Below are 22,451 nucleotides of genomic sequence, written 5' to 3'. Positions count from 1 at the left end.
AAATGTGGGAGCCGGGCTTGCCCGCGATAGCATCGCCTCGGTATGTCAGTTACACCGAGGTGATGCTATCGCGGGCAAGCCCGGCTCCCACAGACCTTTGCAGGCCGGGCGTTTTTATGTGTCCCGTAAAAATCAGGACTGACTGGTAGGCGTCGGGGTTGCCGGCGTTGCAGTCGGGGTAGCAGCAGCGTGGGTCGGTGGGGTCACCGAGTTGGTCGCTGGCGCCGGGGTTGCAGGCTTGGCCGCTACCGCTGGCTTTGGCGCTGCTGGCTTTTTGGCTACGGCCGGCTTCTTCGCCGCTACCGGTTTTGCAGCCGCAGGTTTGGCGGCGGGTTTGGCTGCAACCGGCTTGGCTGCTGGTTTCGCAGCGGCTGGTTTGGCAGCAGGCTTCGCTGCAGCAGGTTTAGCGGCAGCGGTTTTAGCCGCTGGCTTGGCTGCTGCTTTGGCTGCCGGCTTGGCTGCAGGTTTTGCAGCTGCTTTAGCGGCCACTGGTTTAGCGGCAGGCTTGGCGGCCGGTTTAGCCGCTGCGGTTTTAGCCGCAGGCTTGGCAGCCGGTTTTGCAGCCGATTTGGCCGGCGCCTTGGCGGCTGGTTTGGCGGCAGCCTTGACCAGCGGTTTAGCGGCGGACTTTGCAGCAGGCTTGGCCGCTGCAGTTTTCGCAGCAGGCTTGGCAGCTGGTTTAGCCGCAGCGGTTTTGGCCGCAACTGGCGCAGCTTTAAGGCCGGTGAGTTTTTCGATTTGCTTGGTCAAGGTATCGACCTTGCTGTGCAGCGCTTTCACTTCAGTACGGCTAGGTACGCCGAGTCGCGAAATGGCACTGTTCAGGCGCTTGTCAAAGGCCCCTTCCAGTTCGCCCCACTTATCGCTGATACGTGATTTGGCAGAACCGGCGGAAGCCTTTGCCGCATCGACTTGTTTACCCACTGTGCTCTTGGTCAACTTCTCGGCCTTCTCGCCGTCTTTAACCAAAGTCTCGAAGTATTTACCGCCGTCACTGCTCACCTTCGAGTACACGCCTAAACCGGCCAGCCAGATCTTGCGGGAGTATTTTTCAACTTCCCCGATCCACGAGCTGCCTTCTTTATCAGTAGTCTTTTTACCAGCCATCCCGTTGTCTCCTTAGTGTTTACGCGCGACACGTTCGAGCAATGCCGTCAGCTCATCGAGCTTAGCAGAGAGTGTCTCCACGTCATGTTTAGACGGAATGCCGATCCGATTCAAGGCACTTCCAACACGACTATCAAAAGCGCGTTCAACTTTATCCAGTTGCACTTCGACTCGACGTTTGACGCCGAAGACTTCGCTCTTGACTTGATCAATCTGACTGTTGGCAGCATCAAGTTGTTCAATCACAACTTTTTTACCTTTACTTTCAACATGTTGGCCAGTCTTAACGAGCTCTTTGAAGTACTCGGCGCCCTCGCTTCCAACCTTGGCATAAGCCCCCAAACCGGCCAACCAGATCTTGCGGGCATAGGATTTAACGTCAGTCAGGGCGTTAGTTCCGGTAGCAATTTTTTTCTTCAAAATAACTTTGGCCATGGTGCACCTCACGCATAAAGGGGGGAGGAACTGCCCACAGAAGTTGAGGGCTTGGGCACAAAGTAGGCAGAAAAATTAGAATCGGCACCCTAAGAAGGACGAAAATCAGGCCAGGGCTTTATCCAGTGCCTTCTCGATTTCGGACTTGATGGTGCCACTCATGGCCGACATCAACAGCCCCAGTTCGACTTCGATGCGCAGGGAGTCTTCAGCCACTTTCACAGTGCCTTTAACGCCCGAACGTTTGAGGTTCAGTGTGTCGCCGGCCCACGAAGACTCCAGGCCATATTGATCCTTGAGTTTGCTCGCCAACTTGTCGGCTTTTTCTCGGGCAGCGTCTTTGCCCAGTGTGTGAGCACGTTCAACCTGTATACGGGCCATTTGAATGACTCCTCGTTATAGAGACTTGTCGACCCGCCATGCGGCAAAAGGTCTCGGTGGCCACCTATCTTACCTTCAGCCTTGCCAAGACAAAGCATGCCTTGGGGATTAGAATGCCCCCATTCTCTTTTGGTGACAGCGATATGACTGATCAGCGCAAAGGCAGCGATGCCGAACCCACCACTCACTTCGGCTTCAAGAACGTCCCGGAAAGCCAGAAAGCGGAAAAAGTCGCCGAGGTATTCCACTCGGTAGCCGCCAAGTACGACTTGATGAACGACGTACTGTCCGGCGGCATGCACCGCCTGTGGAAGCGCTTCACCATCGAGTTGTCGGGCGTACGCACCGGCAACCGCGTGCTGGATATCGCCGGTGGCACAGGCGACCTGGCCGCCAAGTTCTCCAAGCTGGTGGGCCCGACCGGCCAAGTGGTACTGGCCGACATCAACGGCTCGATGCTCAAGGTCGGCCGCGACCGCCTGTTGGATAAAGGCGTGGCGGGCAATATCGAATTCGTCCAGGCCGACGCTGAAAAGCTGCCGTTCCCGGACAACCATTTCGACTGCGTCACCATCGCCTTCGGCCTGCGTAACGTGACCCACAAGGAAGACGCGCTGCGCTCCATGTTGCGCGTGCTCAAGCCCGGCGGTCGCCTGCTGGTGCTGGAGTTCTCCAAGCCGACCAACGCGCTGATGTCCAAGGTCTACGACACCTACTCGTTCGCCTTCATGCCGTTGATGGGCAAGCTGATCACCAATGACGCCGAAAGCTACCGCTACCTGGCCGAATCGATCCGCATGCACCCGAACCAGGAAACCCTGAAGTCGATGATGGTAGAAGCCGGTTTCGACCGTGTGACCTACCACAACATGACCTCGGGCATCGTCGCCCTGCACCGCGGCATCAAGCCCTGATGCTGTTCGCAGGCCTTCTCGCCAGCGTCGAACACGGCCTCAACCGTGTACTGCGCCTGGACAGCACCGCCCTGGCACGGCTGGCGCACCTGAACGGCAGGATCATCGCCGTCGAGTGCACCAGCCCCGCCTTGCAGCTGTTTATCCTGCCCAGCGATGAAGGCCTGTTGCTGGCGTCCCACTGGGCCGCCGACGCCGACTGCACCCTGCGCGCTTCCGGTTCAAGCCTGCTGCGCCTGGCCCTGAGCCGGGACAAGACGGCGATCCTCCACGGCCCGGACGTGGAACTTGAAGGCGACAGCGCGGTGCTGATGGACCTGGCCGCCGTACTGCAAGACCTGGAACTGGACTGGGAGTATGAGCTGTCCCGTTGGCTCGGCCCGGTGGCCACGCAACTGATCAGCGGTCACCTGCGCAGCCGCACGCGTTGGTACCAGCAGGGTTTCGCCAGCCTGAACCAGAACCTCGCCGAATACCTGAGCGAAGAATCGCGCACCCTGGTCGGACAACGGGAAGCGGAAGCGCGCTTTCGTGAACTCGACCAGGCCAAACTCGACCTGGAACGACTTGAGGCGCGCTTCGAGCGCCTGAGCCGCTCCCTTGATTCAAGCGATAACGCATGAAGCTGCTCGCCGTCCGCCGTTTGTTTCGTATCCAGCGCGTCGTAATCCGCTACCGCCTCGATGACCTGCTGTTCGCCCTGCCGCTGCCGTGGTTTCTGCTGGCGGTGCGCTATGTGCTGCCGTGGCGCTGGTTCCCGCGCAAAACCCTCGAGCTGAGCCGTGGTGCGCGCCTGCGCCTGGCGTTGCAGGACCTCGGGCCGATCTTCATCAAATTCGGGCAGATCCTCTCCACCCGTCGGGACCTCCTGCCCGAAGACATTGCCGACGAGCTGATGTTGTTGCAGGACCGCGTGCCGCCGTTCGACTCGCAACTGGCAGTCACGCTGATTGAAGAACAGCTGGGCAAGAAGATCAGCGAAGTCTTCAGCCGCTTCGACATCGCCCCGCTCGCTTCCGCCTCGGTGGCCCAGGTGCATGCCGCACAGTTGAAAAGCGGCGAAGAAGTGGTGGTGAAGGTCATCCGCCCGGGCCTCAAGCCGATCATCGGCCAGGACCTGGCCTGGCTGTTCATCCTCGCCCGCGCCGCCGAGCGCTTCTCGGCCGACGCGCGCCTGCTGCACCCGGTGGACGTGGTGCTGGACTACGAAAAAACCATCTACGACGAACTCGACCTGCTGCGCGAAGCGGCCAACGCCAGCCAGCTCAAGCGCAACTTCGAAGGCTCGCAGCTGCTGTACGTGCCGCAAGTCTATTGGGACTGGTGCCGCCCGAAAGTGCTGGTGATGGAGCGCATCTACGGCGTGCAGGTCACCGACCTCGCGACCCTGGCCGACCAGCGCACCGACATGAAAATGCTTGCCGAACGCGGCGTGGAGATTTTCTTCACCCAGGTGTTCCGCGACAGCTTCTTCCACGCCGACATGCACCCCGGCAACATCTTCGTCAGCACCGTGAACCCGTGGAGCCCGCAGTACATTGCGATCGACTGCGGCATCGTCGGCAGCCTGACCCCGGAAGACCAGGACTACCTGGCCCGCAACCTGTTTGCCTTCTTCAAGCGTGACTACCGTCGCGTGGCGCAGTTGCACATCGATTCGGGCTGGGTACCGGCTGAAACCAAACTCAACGAATTCGAAGCGGCGATCCGCACCGTGTGCGAGCCGATCTTCGAAAAACCGTTAAAAGATATTTCCTTCGGCCAGGTGCTGATGCGCCTGTTCCAGACCGCGCGGCGCTTCAATATGGAAGTGCAGCCGCAGCTGGTGCTGCTGCAAAAGACCCTGCTGAACATCGAAGGCCTGGGCCGCCAGCTGTACCCGGACCTGGACCTGTGGAACACCGCCCAGCCGTTCCTCGAGCGCTGGATGCGTGACCGCGTCAGCCCGAAAACCCTGCTGGGCAACCTGCAAAGCCAGGTCGAGCAACTGCCGCACCTGGCCAACATGACCCGCGACCTGCTGGAGCGCATGTCCCAGCCCCACGCCCAGGACCCGGCACCGCCGTGGCACAAGCGTAAAGACGACTGGTTCCTGCGCCTGTTGGGCGCCGCGCACCTGGTGGGCGGCACGATACTGGCCGCCGGCGGACCGCTGAATGAACTGGGCCACTGGCCGGCTGGCATCATGGTCGCCGTGGGCGTGTATCTGATCGTGCGTCGATAGCCAATCCGGTTATACACTGTCGCAAATTGCCGGAGCCGAAAATGAAAGACTGGCTGGACGAGATCAAGTGGGACAGTGACGGCCTGGTGCCGGCCATTGCCCAGGACTACAAGACCGGGCGCGTGCTGATGATGGCCTGGATGAACCGCGAGGCCCTGAGCCTGACCGCCGCCGAGAACCGCGCCATCTACTGGTCACGTTCCCGTGGCAAACTGTGGCGCAAGGGCGAAGAGTCCGGGCACGTGCAAACCCTGCATGAGATGCGCATCGACTGCGATGCCGATGTGGTGATCCTCAAGGTCGAGCAGATTGGCGATATTGCCTGTCACACCGGCCGTCACAGCTGCTTCTACCGCGTGTTTGAAAACGGCGAGTGGAAGACCGTCGAGCCCGTGCTCAAAGACCCGCACGCTATTTACTCGGCAGGACACTGAACATGACTGACACCCTGAACCGCCTGGCCCAGGTGCTGGAAGACCGCAAGGGCGCGGCCGCCGACAGCTCTTATGTTGCCAGCCTGTACCACAAGGGTCTGAACAAGATTCTGGAAAAACTCGGCGAAGAGTCCGTCGAGACGATTATTGCGGCCAAGGACGCGCAAATCAGCGGCGACTGCAGCGACGTGATCTACGAAACTGCCGACTTGTGGTTCCACAGTCTGGTCATGCTCGCCCAACTGGGGCAGCATCCACAGGCAGTGCTTGATGAACTGGACCGTCGCTTCGGCTTGTCCGGGCATGCCGAAAAGGCCTCGCGCCCGTCCGCCTGACCAACTTTTACAGAGGAATTGCAGCATGGGCATTTTTGACTGGAAACACTGGATCGTCATTCTGGTAGTGGTTGTCCTGGTGTTCGGCACCAAGAAGCTGAAAAACCTCGGCACCGACGTCGGTGAATCGATCAAGGGCTTTCGCAAGGCCATGAACGACGACGAGAAACCTGCCGACCCGGTCGTCAACCCGGTGCCACCGGCGCAGCCTGTGCACCCGCAGGCCACCCAGCCGATCACTGAACGTCGCACCTTCGACGTGCAGGCCGAGCACGTCAAAGAGCAGAACCAAAAAGACTCGTGAGTACTGAATAATGTTTGGTATCAGCTTCTCTGAACTGCTGCTCGTCGGCCTCGTGGCCCTGCTGGTACTGGGGCCGGAACGCCTGCCCGGTGCCGCGCGCACGGCCGGCCTGTGGATCGGGCGCCTGAAACGCAGTTTCAACGCCATCAAACAGGAAGTTGAACGGGAAATAGGCGCCGACGAGATTCGTCGGCAACTGCACAACGAGCACATTCTGTCGTTGGAGCAGGAGGCACGGAAGATTCTCTCGCCTGTGCAGGAAACGCCCAAGCCGGTTGAACCTGTGGCCGAGCACTCGATTGCGCCGCCCACCGCGCCGGCACCTGTACCGGCCGCTGAACCCGTGCATGCCGCCGAGCCTGCACCCACCACGCCCGTGACCCCGACCGAACCCGCGCCGACGCCTGCCGTGTCGCCCGCGCCCCACGACCCTACATTGCCGCCGCGAGCCCCATGAGCGCTGATAAACCGGAAACCGACCAGCACATGCCACTGGTCTCGCACCTCACCGAGTTGCGCACCCGCCTGCTGCGTTGTGTCGCGGCGATCTTCGTCATCTTTGCCGGGCTGTTTGCCTTCACCCAGCAGATCTACACCTTCGTCTCCACGCCGCTGCGCGACTACTTGCCGGCTGGCGCGACGATGATCGCCACCGACGTGTCGTCACCGTTCCTCACGCCGTTGAAGCTGACGATGATGGTTTCGCTGTTCCTGGCGATCCCGGTGATCCTGCATCAGATCTGGGGCTTTATCGCGCCGGGCCTGTACAAGCATGAAAAACGCATCGCCGTGCCGCTGCTGGTGTCGAGCATCCTGCTGTTCTACACCGGGATGGCCTTCGCCTACTTCCTGGTGTTCCCGCTGATCTTCAAGTTCTTCGCCGCCGCTACGCCGGCCGGTGTGGAAATGATGACCGACATCACCAGCTACCTCGACTTCGTGATGACGCTGTTCTTCGCCTTTGGCGTGGCCTTTGAAATCCCGGTGGCCGTGGTGCTGCTGGTGTGGATCGGCGTGGTCGACGTCAAATACCTGAAGAAGATCCGCCCGTACGTGATCATCGGCTGCTTCGTGGTCGGCATGATCCTGACCCCGCCGGACATCTTCTCCCAGACCTTGCTGGCCGTACCGATGTGGATGCTGTTCGAGATCGGCATCCTGTTTGGCAGCCTGGTGAGCAAGCGTGGCGATCACCCGGATGACCAACCCGCCGACGACGACCAGCCGCCAGCGACCCAGCCGTGAATCTGCTGCTGCTTGAGGAGGCCGACTTTATCGCGGCCGACCGGGTGGTGCTGCGTGATCGGCGCCTGGTGCATATGCAGGAAGTCCACCGTGCCGCCGTAGGCGACAGCCTGCGGGTCGGACGCATTGGCGGGTTGATGGGCAACGCGCAATTGCTGCGCCTGGAAGCCCGGGAAGCCGAACTGGAAGTCACCTTCGACCAGCCGCCCCCGGCCAAACTGCCCCTGACCCTGCTGCTGGCCCTGCCGCGCCCGAAAATGCTGCGCCGGGTGCTGCAAACCGTGGCGTCCATGGGTGTGCCGCGGGTGGTACTGGTCAATAGCTACCGGGTGGAAAAGAGCTTCTGGCAAACGCCGTTCCTGGAGCCGGAGGCGATTCGCGAGCAATTGATCCTCGGCCTGGAACAGTCCCGGGACACGGTGCTGCCCGAGATCATTATCGAAAAGCGCTTCAAGCCGTTCGTCGAAGACCGCCTGCCCGCCCTGGCGCAAGGCACCCTCGGCCTGATTGGCCACCCGGGCGACTATCCGCCCTGCCCTCGCGGGCTGGATGAGCCGGTTACCCTGGCCATCGGGCCGGAAGGTGGCTGGATTCCCTACGAAGTGGATCTGCTGGCCAAGGCCGGGTTGCAGCCGGTGCAACTGGGGGCTCGGATCCTGAGAGTCGAAACCGCTGTTACCGCGCTGCTCTCAAGACTCTTCTAAATCCCAATGTGGAGCGGGAGCTTGCTGTGGTGAGGGAGCTTGCTGTGGCGAGGGAGCTTGCTCCCGCTGGGCTGCGTAGCGGCCCCAAAAAATGGGAGCGCTGCGCACTCCAGCGGGAGCAAGCTCCCTCGCCACAGCAAGCTCCCTCACCACAGCAAGCTCCCTCGCCACAAAAACACCCGTCCTACAGAAACATCCGAACCTGCCGATAGCTTCTGAATAAGTCCAAGCCTTGTTCCAGGGGAGTTCGCAGCATGTATCGTTGGTTAGCCGAGAAACTGGGGAATGTCAGCGTCAACCGCAAGCTGAGCATAGGCTTCGGCCTGGTATTGGTCCTGACCCTCTTGATCACCTTCACCGGCTGGACCGGCCTCAGCGGCGTGATCAGCCGTGGCGACAAGCTGGGCTATATTTCCAGCCTCAACGGGCTGTCCAAAGACCTGCGCCTGGCGCGCCTGGACTTCGAAATGCGTCGTGGCGAACAAGGCACGGGCGCGGTCACCGACTTGATCACACAGCTGGACAGCGGCCTGAAAACCGCCGCAGAGCTGATCGAACAACCCGCCGACAAGCTCGTCGTGGAACAACAACAGGACGCCTTGGGCCAATACAAAAAAGCCTTCGGCGCCATGGTGCAGGCCGGCCTGAAGCGTGAAGGCGCCCGCAGCAAACTGGGGGATACCGCCGACAACGCCGTGGCAAAAATCAACGAAGTGGAAAAATCCCTGCTGCAAGGCGACAGCGTCACCCTGTTCAACAGCGTGGTCGACCTGAGCAAGCTGATCCAGCAAGCGCGCTTCCAGGTGCGCGGCTACACCTACAGCGGCAAGGTCGAAGCCGAACAGCCGGCCCTGGATGCCATCGACAACGCCCTGAAAAAAATCACCGACCTCAACGACCAATTGCCTGAGCAATATCGGGCCAACCTGCAAGAGGCCAGCGTCTCGCTGCAGGCCTACCGCGCCGCCGTCAGTCAGTACCGAGACTCCCAGGTCGCCACCGCTGCCGCGACAAAAATCATGGCCGAGCAAGGCGACATCCTGCTTGACCACAGCGACAAACTCACCACCTCGCAAACCGTGGTGCGCGACACCGACACCGCCCACGCCAAGAACCTGCTGCTGTTGGCCACCGCCCTCGCGCTGGCCTTCGGCGTCCTCGCCGCCTGGGCCATCACCCGCCAGATCGTCATTCCGCTGAGCCAGACCCTCAAAGTGGCCGAACGCGTAGCGGCGGGCGACCTCAGCCACAACTTGATCTCCGAACGCCGCGATGAGCTGGGCCAACTGCAACGCTCCATGCAGAGCATGACCGTAGGCCTGCGGGAGCTGATCGGCGGTATCAGCGACGGCGTCACCCAGATTGCCAGCGCCGCCGAGCAACTGTCGGCCGTCACCGAGCAGACCAGCGCCGGGGTCAACAGCCAGAAGGTCGAGACCGACCAGGTAGCCACCGCCATGAACGAAATGGCCGCTACCGTGCAGGAAGTCGCACGTAACGCCGAGGAAGCTTCCGAGGCCGCCGTGGCCGCCGACCAGCAGGCCCGTGAGGGTGACAAGGTAGTCGGTGAGGCCATCGCCCAGATCGAGCGCCTGGCCAGCGAGGTGGGCAACTCCACCGAAGCCATGGGCCATCTCAAGCGTGAAAGCGACAAGATTGGCAGTGTGCTGGACGTCATCAAGTCGGTGGCCCAGCAAACCAACCTGCTGGCCCTCAACGCGGCGATTGAAGCGGCGCGCGCCGGTGAAGCCGGGCGCGGTTTTGCGGTGGTTGCCGATGAAGTGCGCAGCCTGGCCCAACGGACGCAGAAGTCCACCGAGGAGATCGAAGAGTTGATCGTCGGCCTGCAAAGCGGCACCCAGCAGGTGGCGACCATCATGGACAACAGTCGCGGCCTGACCGACAGCAGTGTCGAGCTGACCCGCCGGGCCGGCAATGCCCTGGAGAACATCACCCGTACCGTCTCGGCGATCCAGGCGATGAACCAGCAGATTGCCACCGCTGCCGAGCAACAAAGCGCCGTGGCCGAAGAGATCAACCGCAGCGTACTCAATGTGCGGGACGTTTCCGAACAAACCTCGGCGGCCAGCGAGGAGACCGCGGCGTCCAGCGCCGAGCTGGCGCGCCTGGGGGTTTACCTGCAAAGCCTGGTAGGTCGCTTCAAGGTCTGAGCCGCTTGCGGCGGCCATCAGGGCCGCCATCCTGACAACTTGTGAAATTTCCTACGCGTTTTTCAGGTCGTGGATCACACGCCTGGCGCCGAATAAAAGTAGCGTTTCAACTCCCCTGACCGTTGTCGGCCGGACGCTTGAGACGCTCCTTTTGATTCGTTGGAGGTTCACCATGTTTCGTCCACTGACCCGCCTGCTTAGAAACATCAGCATCAGCCTCAAACTTGCCCTGGGCTTTGGCCTGGTGCTCAGCCTCAGCCTGATCATCGCGTCTACCGGCTGGCAAGCCTTGAGCGCATCCCTCGAGCGCTCACAAAAACTCACCACCCTCTCGCAATTGGCCGTCGTCGGCGAAGAGTTGCGGGCTGATCGCATCGTCTATCGCACCCTTAACGACCCCGCGAGCCTGTCGAAGATAGGCGTGCACATGGACAAGATCGACCAGTTCCTGGTGGACCTCGCCCCACGATTTACCGACCCGGTCAACCAACAACAACTGCAGGAAAGCCGTCGCTTTGTCACCAGCTTCAAAACCGCCCTCAGCGGCCTGGAGGGGCTGATCAAACAACGCGAGAACGCCCGCGAACAGCTCAAGCGCAGTTCAATCCAGAGCAGCGACAGCCTCTCGGAACTGTCCAGCAACCTGCCCAATCAAGACGATGAAAAGGCCCTCGACGCCGTCGAACAATTGCGCCAGGCCATGGAACAAGCCGAAGACCGCGCCCAAAGCCCCGCGTGGGCCGCTGCGTCACTGGACGCCTATACCAACGGCGTGAGTGAAGCGCTACTGGCCCTGGATGGCGCCCAAGCGGCGGTAGGCGCACTGCCGGTTGATGCCAGCGCTCTGAAAAAAGCCCTGCTCGACTTTCGGACTCATCTGACACGCCTCAAGGATGCCCAACTCAGCACCGAAACCACCCAGAACCAGCTTGAGCAGTGGCTGGATCAGTTGCTCACGGAAAGCGACCTGCTGAGCCAGGACCAGACCGCCAAGCGTGACAAGGAAGCCAGCCTCGCCCGCACCCTGCTGCTCAACGTCACCGCGGCGGCGTTGTTGCTCGGCGTCGTGGCCGCCTGGTTGATCGCCGTCCAGATCGTCGCGCCGCTGCGCCAGGCCCTGCATGTGGCCAACCGGATTGCCGAAGGTGACCTGAGCCACGAGATCCAGACCTCGCGCCAGGACGAACTGGGGCAGTTGCAGCGCAGCATCGGGCAAATGACCCTCAACCTGCGGGGCTTGATCAGCGGCATCGGCCACAGCGCCCAACAGATTGCCAGTGCCGCCGAACAACTGTCTGCCGTCACCGAACAGACCCGCGCCGGGGTCGACGGCCAGAAACAGGAAACCGAACAGGTGGCCACCGCCATGAATGAGATGCTCGCCACCTCCCAGGAAGTTGCGCGCCATGCCGAGCAGGCTTCACTTGCCGCTACCGAAGCCGATCAGCAGGCGGGCCAGGGCGATCAGGTGGTGGCTGAGGCGATCACCCACATCGAGCACCTGGCTCAGGAGATGGCGCGTTCAAGCCAGGCCATGCAAGGCTTGCAACAGGAAAGCCGGAAGATCGGCAGCGTGCTGGAGGTGATCAAATCGGTGTCGGAGCAAACCAATTTGCTGGCCCTCAACGCCGCGATCGAAGCGGCCCGCGCCGGCGAGGCGGGCAGAGGCTTTGCCGTGGTCGCCGATGAAGTGCGCAGCCTGGCGCAACGCACCCAACAGTCGGCCGAGGAAATCGAGGAGCTGATCAGCGGCCTGCACCGGGGTACGCAGCAGGTCGCGGACATCATGGACAACAGTCGCAGCCTCACCGACAACAGCGTGCAACTGACCCGCCGCGCAGGAGACGCGCTGGCGGGTATCACCCGTACCGTGTCTGTGATTCAAGAGATGAACCCGCAAATTGCCGCTGCCGCCGAGGAACAAACGGCGGTCGCCGAGGAGATCAACCGCAGCGTGTTGAAGGTCAAGGACGTATCGGAACAGACCTGGGCCGCGAGCCAGGAGACTGCGGCGGCCAGTGTCGAACTGGCGCGCCTGGGGGCGGATTTGCAGGTGTGGGTGGGCAAGTTCAAGGTCTGAAAAAACCCACGACCAACGCTAACCTGTGGCGAGGGAGCTTGCTGTGGCGAGGGAGCTTGCTCCCGCTGGAGTGCGTAGCGCTCCCGTTCTTTTAGGGCCGCTACGCAGCCCAGCGGGAGCAAGCTCCCTCGCCACAAGAAGCATTCTCAACGCATTTATAGAACCTGGCGCAGGAAGGCTTGGGCGCGTGGGTCCTTCGGCGCATCGAAGAATTGCGCCGGGGCGGCGTCCTCCAGCAATTTGCCGTGATCGAAAAACAGCACCCGATCGGCCACTTCCCGGGCGAAGCCCATTTCATGGGTGACGCAGACCATGGTCATGCCTTCCAGGGCCAGGGTCTTCATCACGTCCAGCACTTCGCCGACCATTTCCGGGTCCAGCGCCGAGGTGGGCTCGTCAAACAGCATCACCTTGGGCTCCATCGCCAGGGCGCGGGCAATCGCCACGCGTTGCTGCTGGCCGCCAGAAAGCCGCGACGGGAACTCGTTGGCTTTCTGAGCAATGCCGACTTTTTCCAGCAGGGCCAGAGCCTTGGCCTCGCGCTCCTTTTTGCCGCGCTTGCGCACGACTTTTTGCGCCAGGCTGAGGTTTTCCAGCACGGTCATGTGAGGGAACAGGTTGAAGTGCTGGAACACCATGCCGACTTCGCGGCGGTAGGCGTTTACATCGGTCTTCGGGTCTGCCAGTTGCAGGCCGTCGATGCTTACCGAGCCGGAATCGAATGCCTCCAGGCCGTTAAGGCAACGCAGGAACGTCGACTTGCCGGAACCGGACGGGCCGATCACCACCAGGACTTCACCCTTGGCCACTTGGGTGGTCACGTTGTCCACCGCGCGCACGACGTGGCCACGGGTGTCGAAGACTTTTACCAGATCGCGGACTTCAATCACTTTGCGCGAGCCTCCGCTCAAGCCGGCTGGCGATTTTCGACAGCGGCAGGTTGATCAGCAGGTACAGGCCTGCGACGCAGAACAGGATTTCAAACGGCGAGAACGAGGTGGTGATGACCTCGCGGCCGCTTTTGAGCAGTTCGGTAATCGCAATCACCGACACCAGGGACGTGTCCTTCACCAGGCTGATAAATTGCCCGGCCAGGGGTGGCAGCACGCGCTTGAAGGCTTGCGGCAACACCACATGGCGCATCGATTGGCCAGCACTGAGCCCCAGCGAACGTGCCGCTTCATTCTGGCCACGGGCGATCGACTGCACGCCGGCACGAATGATTTCCGCCACATAGGCGCCGGTAAACAGCGACAGCGCGGCGATCCCGGCGAACTCCCGGGACAGGTTGAGCACCGTGCCGATAAAGAAATAGAAAATGAAGATCTGCACCAACAGCGGCGTGCCGCGCACCAGTTCGACGTAGATCGTCGACAGATCGCGCAAGGTCGGGTTGTTCGACAGGCGACACAAGCCGGTCGCCAGGCCGATCAACAACCCCAGTACGCCGGACACCACCGATAACCACAACGTAGTCCACAAGCCCCACAGCAGAGGGCCCGCAGCCCAATGCCGGGTAACCCCAATCACGTCGCCTTCGGCCACGTCATCGTCCTTGGCCACTTGCAGGCTGTTCTCCGCCACGGTCAGGTGCTGTTCGTTGCCCTCGCCATTGCGCAGGGTGACTTCAGCCACATCGCCCTTGCGCACCAGCTCGCTGACGGTGGAAATGTCCGACGCCCGCTGGGACTCTTCAGCCTGGTACACGAAGTACTGCGGCACGCGATTCCAGCGCCATTCGTAGGACATCAGCGAGGTGGCGTAATACAGCGCGCCGGCCAGGCCGACCAGCACCAGCACCGTCAGCAGGTGCCAGGGCCATTGGGCTTTTTTCTGTTTCATTTCAGGTTCCGGGATGTGTATCGCCTGGCAGGCCCTCATCGCGGGCAAGCCCGGCTCCCACATTTGAACGCATTGTCAGGACTGACATCGATCAATGTGGGAGCTGGCTTGCCTGCGATGAAGTCGACGCGGTATCGCGTTATTCCATGTCCTTGAGCCACTCGGAGCTCTTGAACCACTTGTCATGGATGCGATCGTAGGTGCCGTCGTTGCGGATCTGGTGCAGGAAGTTGTTGATGAAATTGATGCTGTCGTAGTCGCCCTTCTTCAGGCCGAACGCCAGGGGTTCAAAGGTGAACGGCTGGTCGAGGAACACCAGCTTGCCGGCGCCGACCTTGTTCACGGCCACGACGTTGTACGGGGCGTCATAGACGAAGGCGTCAGCCTTGCCGTTGACCACGTCGAGCACGGCTTCCTGCTCGTTGTCATAGCCGTGGTACTTGGCCTTGGAGATCAGCTTCTTGGCGACCATCTCGCCGGTGGTGCCGAGCTTGGAGGTCAGGCGGTATTTCTCGTCGTTCAGGTCTTTGTAGGACTTGATGGTGCCTTCCAGCTCCTTGCGGATCAGCAGGGTCTGGCCGACCACAATGAACGGTTCGCTGAAGTTCAGGCGCAGGTTGCGTTCCTGGGTCAGGGTCATGCCGCTGCCGATCATGTCGAACTTGTCGGTCAACAGGGCCGGGATGATGCCGTCGTAGCCGGTGGAAATCGGCTCGAACTTCACACCCATCGACTTGGCCATGGCCTTGAGGATGTCGACTTCAAAGCCGATGATTTCACCGCGCTTGTTGGTCATCTGGAACGGCATGTAGGTCGGGTCCATACCGACTTTCAGCGTGCCGCGCTTGACCGCATCATCGATGGCGCCGGCATGGGCCGCGTTGACCGCCACCAGTGCGGTGACGCCTAGCAGCAGCATCGAAAGATACTTTTTCATCATCAAGTCCCCTGAACTCATTTTCTTGTGAGGTCGGCGCGCAAAAGGGCTGCACCATTTCGGGGTGCGATCCTAACTCACTCACCGCCGGGTACAAAGGTTTCGCCGGGATTTGTTGCCAGCGTATGACAGAAAAGCCCCACAACCGTGCAGAGAAAGGCATGGCTAGACACCTCGATCCACAGGTCAGCCAATTGCTTGATGTGTAAGCAGTTATGACTACCAGTCCACTTCCGCCATCCAGCCCGAGTCCTTGAACCACTTGTCATGCAGCCGATCGTAGGTGCCGTCCTGGGCCACCTGATTGAGGAAGTGATTGATCCAGTTGAGGCTGTCGTAATCACCTTTTTTCACGCCGAACGCCAAAGGCTCGTAGGTGAAGGGTTGCTCCAATGCCAACAACGCACTGTTCTGGGGCTTGGTAATGGCGATCAGGTTATACGGCGCATCATGGATAAACGCGTCGGCCTTGCCCTCCACCACCTGGCGCACGCCTTCTTCAGGGGTTGGAAAACTGCGCAGCCGCGCGGTGCCGAGAAACCTTTTCGCCGCCGCCTCGCCCGTGGTGCCGTCAGCGGCCACGATCCGGTAACCGGCTTCGTTCAAGTCTTCGATGCTCTGGACCTTGTCGGCCAACCGTGGGTTCAGCAGCACGGTCTGGCCCACGATGATGAACGAGTCGCTGAAGTTGAGGGTCAGGTTGCGCTCCTGCGTGACGGTCATGCCACTGCCTATCAGGTCGAACCGGCTGGCGAGCAGGCCGGGGATCAGGTCGGTATACGGCACTGAAACCAGCTCCAGCTTGACCCCCAGCGCCTTGCTCATCTCCCGCAGCAGGTCAATTTCAAACCCGACGATCCGGCCTTTCTTGTCGGTCATCTCAAAGGGCACATAGGCCGGATTGGTGCCGACTTTCAGCACACCCCGCCGAACAGCCTCGTCTATGGCGCCGGCATGCGCCAGGTAACTGTGGAAAAACGTGACGATGCCGAGCAGCAGCACCGACAAATACCTTTTGATCATGAAAAAGCCCCTGTTCCGTTAAACACTCCCACACCCGGCCACGCGCAAGTTCGCGTAAACCAGGGGCTTCGAGTCAGATTTGGGGGGCGATGCTAACCCACTCGCAGGCACGGCAATACGCCTCGGAGAAGGGACTTTTGTTTCGAAATAACAAGGAGTTAGCAGAATAAAGCAGAAGGGAAAAACAGCGTAGGACGGTGACAACAAACGCCCCCGAGGCGTTACCTCGGGGGCGTCGGAATCAGGCCGGTTGAGCCTGGGACGACAGCGGTTTCAATGGCAGCAACGGCGCATGGGGATCGGCCTTGACCGATTCGCGCCAGGCGTTGAGCCATTCAGCGTGGCCTTCGTTCCAGACCTGCTCGTGCAAGCGGGCCAGGGCGACCGGGTCGCTGAGCAGAGCCAGGCGCTCGCCGTTGTTGAGGCCGGCCGGGCCGACTTTCAACGCGTGGCGCACACGGTCAACGCGCAGCCATTCGATCGGCTCCGCCTGCCCGTGACGGGAAGTTGCCAAGGCGCACGCCAGGGCGTTCTGCTGTGGATCGACCACCGCCCGCACAAAACCGTCATTCAGCGCGTGCCAACGGTTTTCGTGGGTGTACTTGTCGGTCGACAACAGCGCCTGGGGCGGGTTGTATTCCTCAGGGATCAAGAACAGGCTCTCGTCGCGAGACTTGAGGCCCAGCTTGACCCGGCTGGAGATCACCGACACCGGAATCGACAGCATCAGCGAACCGACGATTGGCACCAGCCACCACAGGAAGCTTGGGTTCAACCACACCACCAGCAATGCCCAGAAGAAACCGAGCAGGGTCTGCGGGCCGTGGCGCTTGACCGCCTCGCTCCATGGCGTGGAGTCGTCATCACGCTGCGGCGAGTTCCAGGTCGCAGCCCAGCCGAGGAACGCGGCCAGCACGAAACGGGTGTGGAAGATCATCCGCACCGGCGCCAGCAACATGGAGAACAGCATCTCCAGGAGCATCGACAAGGTCACCTTGAACTTGCCGCCGAACTCTTTCGCGCCCTTGGCCCAGATCAGGATGATGCTCAGCAACTTAGGCAGGAACAGCAGCACGATGGTGGTGGAGAACAGCGCCACCGCCTTGTCCGGATGCCATTGAGGCCACAGCGGGTACAACTGGCGTGGGGCCATGAAGTACTGCGGCTCCATCAGAGTGTTGACCGCCAGCAAGGCCGTCGACAGCACCAGGAAGAAGAACCACAACGGTGCCGACAGGTACGACATCACGCCGGTCAGGAACACCGCACGGTGCACCGGGTGCATGCCTTTTACCAGGAACAGGCGGAAGTTCATCAGGTTACCGTGGCACCAGCGACGGTCACGCTTGAGTTCGTCCAGCAGGTTCGGCGGCAGTTCTTCATAGCTGCCCGGCAAGTCGTAGGCAATCCACACGCCCCAGCCGGCACGGCGCATCAGCGCCGCTTCAACGAAGTCGTGGGAGAGGATCGCACCGGCAAACGCGCCCTTACCTGGCAACGGCGCCAGGGCGCAGTGCTCGATAAACGGCTTCATGCGGATGATCGCGTTGTGGCCCCAATAGTGGGATTCACCCAATTGCCAGAAGTGCAGGCCGGCAGTAAACAGCGGGCCGTACACCCGGGTGGCAAACTGCTGCATGCGCGCATACAGGGTGTCCATGCCCGACGCACGCGGCGCGGTCTGGATAATCCCGGCATCCGGCGTGGCCTCCATCAGGCGCACCAGGCTGGTCAGGCATTCGCCGCTCATCACGCTGTCGGCGTCGAGGACCACCATGTACTTGTATTCACCGCCCCAGCGACGGCAGAAGTCGTCGAGGTTGCCGCTCTTGCGTTTGACGCGACGGCGACGGCGGCGATAGAAGATCTTGCCGAAGCCACCGGCTTCGCGGCACACGTCGAGCCAGGCTTGCTGCTCGGCGATGCAGATGTCGGCCTCGTTACTGTCGCTGAGGACGAAGAAGTCGAAACGGTCCAGGTCACCGGTGGCGGCTACCGACTCGAACGTCGCGCGCAGGCCGGCAAATACCCGGGGCACGTCTTCGTTGCAGATCGGCATCACCAAGGCGGTGCGGGCGTCTTTCGGAATCGGCTCGTCACCGGCACTTTTACCGGAGATACGGTATTTATCGTGACCGGTCAGCAGTTCCAGGAAGCCCATCAGCGCGGTCCAGAAACCGGCCGAGACCCAGCAGAACAGAATCCCGAACAGCACCAGGATGCTGGTTTGCAGGGCGTAAGGCAGGACCTGGGTGGCCGTTTGCAGCAGGGTCTGGTTGCGGATCTCGTCGAAGTCGACGAAGGACCAGCCCTGGTACGGCATGATGCCTTTCATGTACCAGCCGGCGACCACCGTCTGGCCGAGCATCAGCACCAGCAGGATGTAACGACGGATCGAACCGACGGTGCGCCAACGGGCAGCCGGCAGCACACGCTCATCCTTCGGCGGTGCCGGCGGATTGGTGCGACCGGTCAGGCGGCGCCAGCCACGCACCAGGATATTGGTACGCCACGGCTCAGGCACGACCTTGGTCCGACGGATCGGTGGCGTCGCCTTGAGGCAGACCCGGCCGCTGGCGTCGAGCGCCAGCATTTCGGCGTCTTGCAGCTCTTCGGCGGTGTTGAGGGTCAGCCGCGCGCCGACCGACGCTTGGGCAGCGTCGGCAGGTGCGTCGAACGTGGACGATGACAGGCGCTTGTGCAATTCACTGAAGGACTCGCAGCCCGCCAGTTCGGCGCGCTGCTCATCGGTCATCGGTAGATGGGCCAGGTACTCGGCAAGAGTCTCTGGCTGGACTTGAGAATTACTCATCGGCAGGCAACTGATAGCTCCAGGTTTCGGTCAGGACTTGCTCTGTCTTGGCCGGCTCCGGTGTGGCTGGGGCCGCAGCTTCCGGCTGCTTGGCGTCCTTTTCCTTGGCGTCTTTCTTGGCCGCTTTCTCATGCTGTTTGGCCAGCACTTTATCGGCTTTCAGCACTTGGGTCGAAACCTTCTCCGGCTCGGGCGCAACGATGTCCTGGACCAGGGCAGCACGCATTTCGGTCGGCTTGCCTGCGTCCTTGATCTTCATGCGCAGGGTCAGGCGCCAGCCTTGGGTGTGCGGGTTGTAGCGCACGCTGTTTTCAACGATTTCGGCGTTGTCGCCCACGCTGACCTGGCTGCGAACCGGTGCGTCAGCTGGCAGTTTCTTCAGGGACGGGCCCTCGAAGTCCACCAGGTAAGCCACGCTGCCGTCTGGCTGACGGATCAGGTTGGATTGCTTGACGTCGCCGGTGGAACGCAGGGTCTGCTTGACCCAGGCGCTTTCTGGCGAATGGAACTCGGCGTCTTTCAATGTCCAGTGCAGGCGGTAGGCAACGTCCAGCGGCTTGCCTGGCTCCGGCAGTGTTTCCGGGCTCCAGAACGCAACGATGTTGTCGTTGGTTTCATCGGCGGTCGGAATCTCTACCAGGTCGACGGAGCCCTTGCCCCAGTCGCCTTCAGGCTCGATCCAGGCGCTTGGGCGCTTGTCGTAGTTGTCGTCGAGGTCTTCGTAGTGGCTGAAGTTGCGACCGCGTTGCAGCAAGCCGAAACCGCGCGGGTTTTCCACGGTGAAGTTGCTGACCGACAGGTGTTTAGGGTTGTTCAGTGGGCGCCAGATCCACTCGCCGTTGCCGGCATGGATCGACAGGCCGCTGGAATCGTGCAGCTCGCGACGGTAGTTGAGGACCTTGGACGGCTGGTTGGCGCCGAACAGGAACATGCTGGTCAGCGGAGCGATGCCCAGCTTGGTGACCTTGTCACGCAGGTACATCTGGGATTTGACGTCGACGATGGTGTCGGTGCCAGGGCGCAGGATCAGGCGATAAGCGCCGGTAGCCCGTGGCGAATCCAGCAAGGCGTAGATCACCAGTTGCTTCTCACCCGGCTTCGGACGTTCGATCCAGAACTCGGTGAACCGCGGGAACTCTTCGCCGGACGGCAAGGCAGTGTCGATCGCCATGCCACGGGCAGACAGGCCGTAGACCTGATCTTTACCCACGACGCGGAAATAGCTCGCGCCGAGCATGGTCATGATTTCGTCTTGCTTGTCGCCCTTGTTGATCGGGTACAGCACACGGAAACCGGCATAACCCAGTTGCTCGGTAGACTTGGGATCAAACTTGACGTCGCCGAAATCGAAACGAGACGGGTCGTACTTGATTTCCTGGACGCTGTCGGCGGTGACTTCGTTGATTTTCACCGGGGTGTCGAAGTGCATGCCCTGGTGATAGAAGGACAGCTTGAACGGGGTGTTCTGATCGGCCCACTCGGCTTTTTCATTGCGGAAACGAATTTTCTGGTAATCAGCGAATTTCATTTCGCGGAATTCGTTCGGCAAATTGCTGCGCGGAGCTTCGTATTTCTGCCCGGCCAGCTCTTTTGCCTTGGCCGACACATCATCCAGACTGAATGCCCACAGTTGACCCGCGCCGAACAGGCAAAACAGGGCAGAGCCCGTTACCAGTGCGTTTCGTAACCGTTTGGCAGACAATTTTGGTGCATTACAGGGACTAACAATCACGAGCAACCCTCGCCGAAAACAGATCAAAAAACCAACGGCCAGCTATCTATATGCCAGGTTGGCGAGCATTGTTCCGACTCCCATGGGGCTAAATGATTCCCCAACAGCCATCGGACAAGTCTCTACCTAAGTCAAAAATGGACCAATCAACGCTGATCCCCGTAGCGCGCGATTATCTAGTAGCCCGCGTGACAACGCATCAGGGTCAGCGAAGTATTTGTAGCGAAAACCCGGTTTTTTGGGCATTACAAGTCGTTTTCAGTACATTCACGTCTGTAACAGGAAGGTGACCGGCCCGTCATTGACCAAATGTACCTGCATATCTGCGCCAAAACGCCCTGCCGCTACCGTGCCATGCAATTGTTGCGCTTGTAACAACAAGTAGTCGAAAAGGGCCTCGCCCAACGCCGGCGGTGCCGCCGTGGAGAAGCTGGGACGCAAGCCGCTCTTGGTGTCTGCCGCCAGGGTGAACTGCGACACCAGCAGCAAACCGCCGCCAATGTCTTTCAAGGACAAGTTCATCTTGCCCTCGTCATCGCTGAACACCCGATAGTTAAGCAGCTTATGCAGCAGCTTGTCGGCGCAAGCCTGAGTATCTGAAGGCTCGACGGCCACCAGCACCAGCAAACCCTGGTCTATCGCACCCACCACCTGCCCTTCGACTTCGACCCGGGCGCCGCGCACCCGCTGTAAAAGCCCCTTCATGCTTCTTCAGGCGGCAGATCAAGCAGGCGCCGTGCCATTTCACTCGCCGCACGCACCAACGCATCGGTGATTCCGGGTTCGGACGCCGCATGGCCGGCCTCGCGGATGATCTGCAGTTCGCTGTTGGGCCAGGCTTGATGCAGCTCCCAGGCGTTATCCAGCGGGCAGATCATATCGTAGCGGCCATGCACGATGACGCCAGGCAGATGGGCGATCTTGTGCATGTCGCGGATCAGCTGGTCGGGCTCGAGGAACGAGTTGTTGGTGAAGTAATGGCATTCGATACGCGCAATCGACAGGGCGCGCTGGGGCTCGGAGAAACGCTCGATCAATTGCGGGTTCGGGCACAGGCCCAACATGCGGCCTTCCCACGTGGACCAGGCCTTGGCGGCGTGCATCTGGGCGATCTGGTCGTTGCCAGTCAGGCGCTTGTGGTAGGCGCTGAGCAGGTCGTGACGCTCCTCCGCCGGGATGGGCGCCAAGTAGTCCTGCCAGTAATCCGGGAACAGGCGGCTGGCGCCGGCCTGGTAGAACCATTGGATGTCCTGGGGGCGGGCCAGGAAAATGCCCCGCACGATCAAGCCATGCACGCGCTCCGGGTGGGTTTGCGCGTAGGCCAGGGCCAGGGTCGAACCCCAGGAACCGCCAAACAACACCCATTTCTCGATGCCCAAGTGCTCGCGAATCCGCTCAAGGTCGGCCACCAGGTCCCAGGTGGTGTTGTTTTCCAGGCTGGCCCGTGGGGTGGAGCGTCCGCAGCCACGCTGATCAAAAGTAACAATTCGGTACAGATTGGGATCGAAATAACAGCGGCTATTGGCGTCACACCCGGCGCCGGGGCCGCCATGGATGAACACAACGGGCAAGCCTTCCGGGGAACCGCTTTCGTCGACGTACAGGACGTGGGTTTCATCGACGGCCAGATCGTGCCGGGCGTAGGGTTTGATCTGCGGGTACAAAGTCTGCATTGCGCGCTCCGTAAGGGGTCGAGTTCATCCCTGGGGGGACGTCTATTATTTTGCCGTCTGGCATCATAAACCCGAATTGTGCAATGAGCATGCCCTTG

General features: G+C 61.0%; 21 protein-coding genes and 1 pseudogene. 11 read left to right on the top strand and 11 right to left on the bottom strand.

Going from position 1 to position 22,451, the window contains the following annotated elements:
- Positions 1 to 132: 132 nt before the first annotated feature.
- From LIY45_RS14740 to LIY45_RS14730, 3 genes are all read right to left on the bottom strand, one after another.
- Positions 133 to 1,107: a phasin family protein gene (locus LIY45_RS14740; RefSeq protein ID WP_226476754.1), complete on the bottom strand. Its 975-nt coding sequence runs from the start codon at positions 1,105 to 1,107 to the stop codon at positions 133 to 135.
- 12 nt (positions 1,108 to 1,119) lie between these two features.
- Positions 1,120 to 1,542, bottom strand: coding sequence for a phasin family protein (locus LIY45_RS14735; RefSeq protein WP_226476753.1), 423 nt, complete (start codon positions 1,540 to 1,542; stop codon positions 1,120 to 1,122).
- A gap of 105 nt (positions 1,543 to 1,647) precedes the next feature.
- Positions 1,648 to 1,923 (bottom strand): polyhydroxyalkanoic acid system family protein, encoded by a 276-nt coding sequence (locus LIY45_RS14730; protein WP_017478217.1) that lies wholly within the window; start codon positions 1,921 to 1,923, stop codon positions 1,648 to 1,650.
- A 143-nt stretch (positions 1,924 to 2,066) separates the two neighbouring features.
- On the opposite strand from LIY45_RS14730, the gene ubiE reads away from it, so the two are divergent.
- The 11 genes from ubiE (at position 2,067) to LIY45_RS14675 (ending at position 12,334) form a co-directional block, all read left to right on the top strand.
- The gene (gene ubiE, locus LIY45_RS14725) at positions 2,067 to 2,837 is read left to right on the top strand and encodes a bifunctional demethylmenaquinone methyltransferase/2-methoxy-6-polyprenyl-1,4-benzoquinol methylase UbiE (RefSeq protein ID WP_003209306.1); all 771 of its coding nucleotides are present in this window, start codon (positions 2,067 to 2,069) and stop codon (positions 2,835 to 2,837) included.
- Positions 2,837 to 3,460, top strand: a complete 624-nt coding sequence (locus LIY45_RS14720) for an SCP2 sterol-binding domain-containing protein (protein WP_017478216.1) — start codon at positions 2,837 to 2,839, stop codon at positions 3,458 to 3,460. Before ubiE ends, LIY45_RS14720 begins: the two co-directional genes overlap by 1 nt.
- The gene (ubiB, locus tag LIY45_RS14715; protein ID WP_017478215.1) at positions 3,457 to 5,061 is read left to right on the top strand and encodes a ubiquinone biosynthesis regulatory protein kinase UbiB; all 1,605 of its coding nucleotides are present in this window, start codon (positions 3,457 to 3,459) and stop codon (positions 5,059 to 5,061) included. Before LIY45_RS14720 ends, ubiB begins: the two co-directional genes overlap by 4 nt.
- 41 nt (positions 5,062 to 5,102) lie before the next feature.
- Complete coding sequence (hisI, locus tag LIY45_RS14710) at positions 5,103 to 5,495, top strand: phosphoribosyl-AMP cyclohydrolase (RefSeq protein ID WP_010169173.1); 393 nt, start codon at positions 5,103 to 5,105, stop codon at positions 5,493 to 5,495.
- Positions 5,496 to 5,497: 2 nt separating this feature from the next.
- A complete protein-coding gene (locus tag LIY45_RS14705) occupies positions 5,498 to 5,830 on the top strand; it encodes a phosphoribosyl-ATP diphosphatase (RefSeq protein WP_017478214.1) in 333 nt (110 codons plus the stop codon).
- 25 nt (positions 5,831 to 5,855) lie between these two features.
- Positions 5,856 to 6,134: a twin-arginine translocase TatA/TatE family subunit gene (locus LIY45_RS14700; RefSeq protein ID WP_017478213.1), complete on the top strand. Its 279-nt coding sequence runs from the start codon at positions 5,856 to 5,858 to the stop codon at positions 6,132 to 6,134.
- A gap of 10 nt (positions 6,135 to 6,144) precedes the next feature.
- Positions 6,145 to 6,591: a Sec-independent protein translocase protein TatB gene (tatB, locus tag LIY45_RS14695; RefSeq protein ID WP_226476752.1), complete on the top strand. Its 447-nt coding sequence runs from the start codon at positions 6,145 to 6,147 to the stop codon at positions 6,589 to 6,591.
- Positions 6,588 to 7,379: a twin-arginine translocase subunit TatC gene (gene tatC / locus LIY45_RS14690; protein WP_226476751.1), complete on the top strand. Its 792-nt coding sequence runs from the start codon at positions 6,588 to 6,590 to the stop codon at positions 7,377 to 7,379. The genes tatB and tatC overlap by 4 nt, the downstream gene beginning before the upstream one ends.
- A complete protein-coding gene (locus LIY45_RS14685; RefSeq protein ID WP_226476750.1) occupies positions 7,376 to 8,083 on the top strand; it encodes a 16S rRNA (uracil(1498)-N(3))-methyltransferase in 708 nt (235 codons plus the stop codon). The genes tatC and LIY45_RS14685 overlap by 4 nt, the downstream gene beginning before the upstream one ends.
- Positions 8,084 to 8,337: 254 nt before the next feature.
- Complete coding sequence (locus tag LIY45_RS14680; protein ID WP_226476749.1) at positions 8,338 to 10,254, top strand: methyl-accepting chemotaxis protein; 1,917 nt, start codon at positions 8,338 to 8,340, stop codon at positions 10,252 to 10,254.
- A gap of 172 nt (positions 10,255 to 10,426) precedes the next feature.
- Positions 10,427 to 12,334, top strand: a complete 1,908-nt coding sequence (locus LIY45_RS14675) for a methyl-accepting chemotaxis protein (protein WP_226476748.1) — start codon at positions 10,427 to 10,429, stop codon at positions 12,332 to 12,334.
- A gap of 155 nt (positions 12,335 to 12,489) precedes the next feature.
- Here the strand turns inward: LIY45_RS14675 and LIY45_RS14670 are convergent, their stop codons facing one another.
- The 8 genes and pseudogenes from LIY45_RS14670 to pip form a co-directional block, all read right to left on the bottom strand.
- Positions 12,490 to 13,224, bottom strand: coding sequence for an amino acid ABC transporter ATP-binding protein (locus tag LIY45_RS14670; protein WP_226476747.1), 735 nt, complete (start codon positions 13,222 to 13,224; stop codon positions 12,490 to 12,492).
- A complete protein-coding gene (locus LIY45_RS14665) occupies positions 13,217 to 14,176 on the bottom strand; it encodes an amino acid ABC transporter permease (RefSeq protein ID WP_093202652.1) in 960 nt (319 codons plus the stop codon). The genes LIY45_RS14670 and LIY45_RS14665 overlap by 8 nt, the downstream gene beginning before the upstream one ends.
- A gap of 139 nt (positions 14,177 to 14,315) precedes the next feature.
- The gene (locus LIY45_RS14660; RefSeq protein WP_003209284.1) at positions 14,316 to 15,113 is read right to left on the bottom strand and encodes a transporter substrate-binding domain-containing protein; all 798 of its coding nucleotides are present in this window, start codon (positions 15,111 to 15,113) and stop codon (positions 14,316 to 14,318) included.
- Between the two features lie 219 nt (positions 15,114 to 15,332).
- Positions 15,333 to 16,136 carry a transporter substrate-binding domain-containing protein gene (locus LIY45_RS14655; RefSeq protein WP_226476746.1) on the bottom strand — a complete coding sequence of 268 codons (804 nt, stop codon included), beginning with the start codon at positions 16,134 to 16,136 and terminating at the stop codon, positions 15,333 to 15,335.
- Between the two features lie 221 nt (positions 16,137 to 16,357).
- A pseudogene (gene mdoH, locus LIY45_RS14650) lies at positions 16,358 to 18,948 on the bottom strand (glucans biosynthesis glucosyltransferase MdoH).
- Positions 18,941 to 20,680, bottom strand: a complete 1,740-nt coding sequence (locus tag LIY45_RS14645; RefSeq protein ID WP_346269016.1) for a glucan biosynthesis protein G — start codon at positions 20,678 to 20,680, stop codon at positions 18,941 to 18,943. Before LIY45_RS14645 ends, mdoH begins: the two are co-directional and overlap by 8 nt.
- A gap of 267 nt (positions 20,681 to 20,947) precedes the next feature.
- On the bottom strand, positions 20,948 to 21,385 hold the full coding sequence (dtd, locus tag LIY45_RS14640; RefSeq protein WP_017478202.1) for a D-aminoacyl-tRNA deacylase: 438 nt from the start codon (positions 21,383 to 21,385) through the stop codon (positions 20,948 to 20,950).
- Positions 21,382 to 22,353, bottom strand: a complete 972-nt coding sequence (gene pip / locus LIY45_RS14635) for a prolyl aminopeptidase (RefSeq protein WP_008439282.1) — start codon at positions 22,351 to 22,353, stop codon at positions 21,382 to 21,384. The genes dtd and pip overlap by 4 nt, the downstream gene beginning before the upstream one ends.
- Between the last annotated feature and the right edge of the window lie 98 nt (positions 22,354 to 22,451).

This window comes from Pseudomonas sp. MWU16-30323 (assembly GCF_020515595.1).
GTDB lineage: Bacteria > Pseudomonadota > Gammaproteobacteria > Pseudomonadales > Pseudomonadaceae > Aquipseudomonas > Aquipseudomonas yamanorum.
Note: the sequence above shows the minus strand (reverse complement) of the source record. Positions and strands in the feature narration are given on the sequence as shown.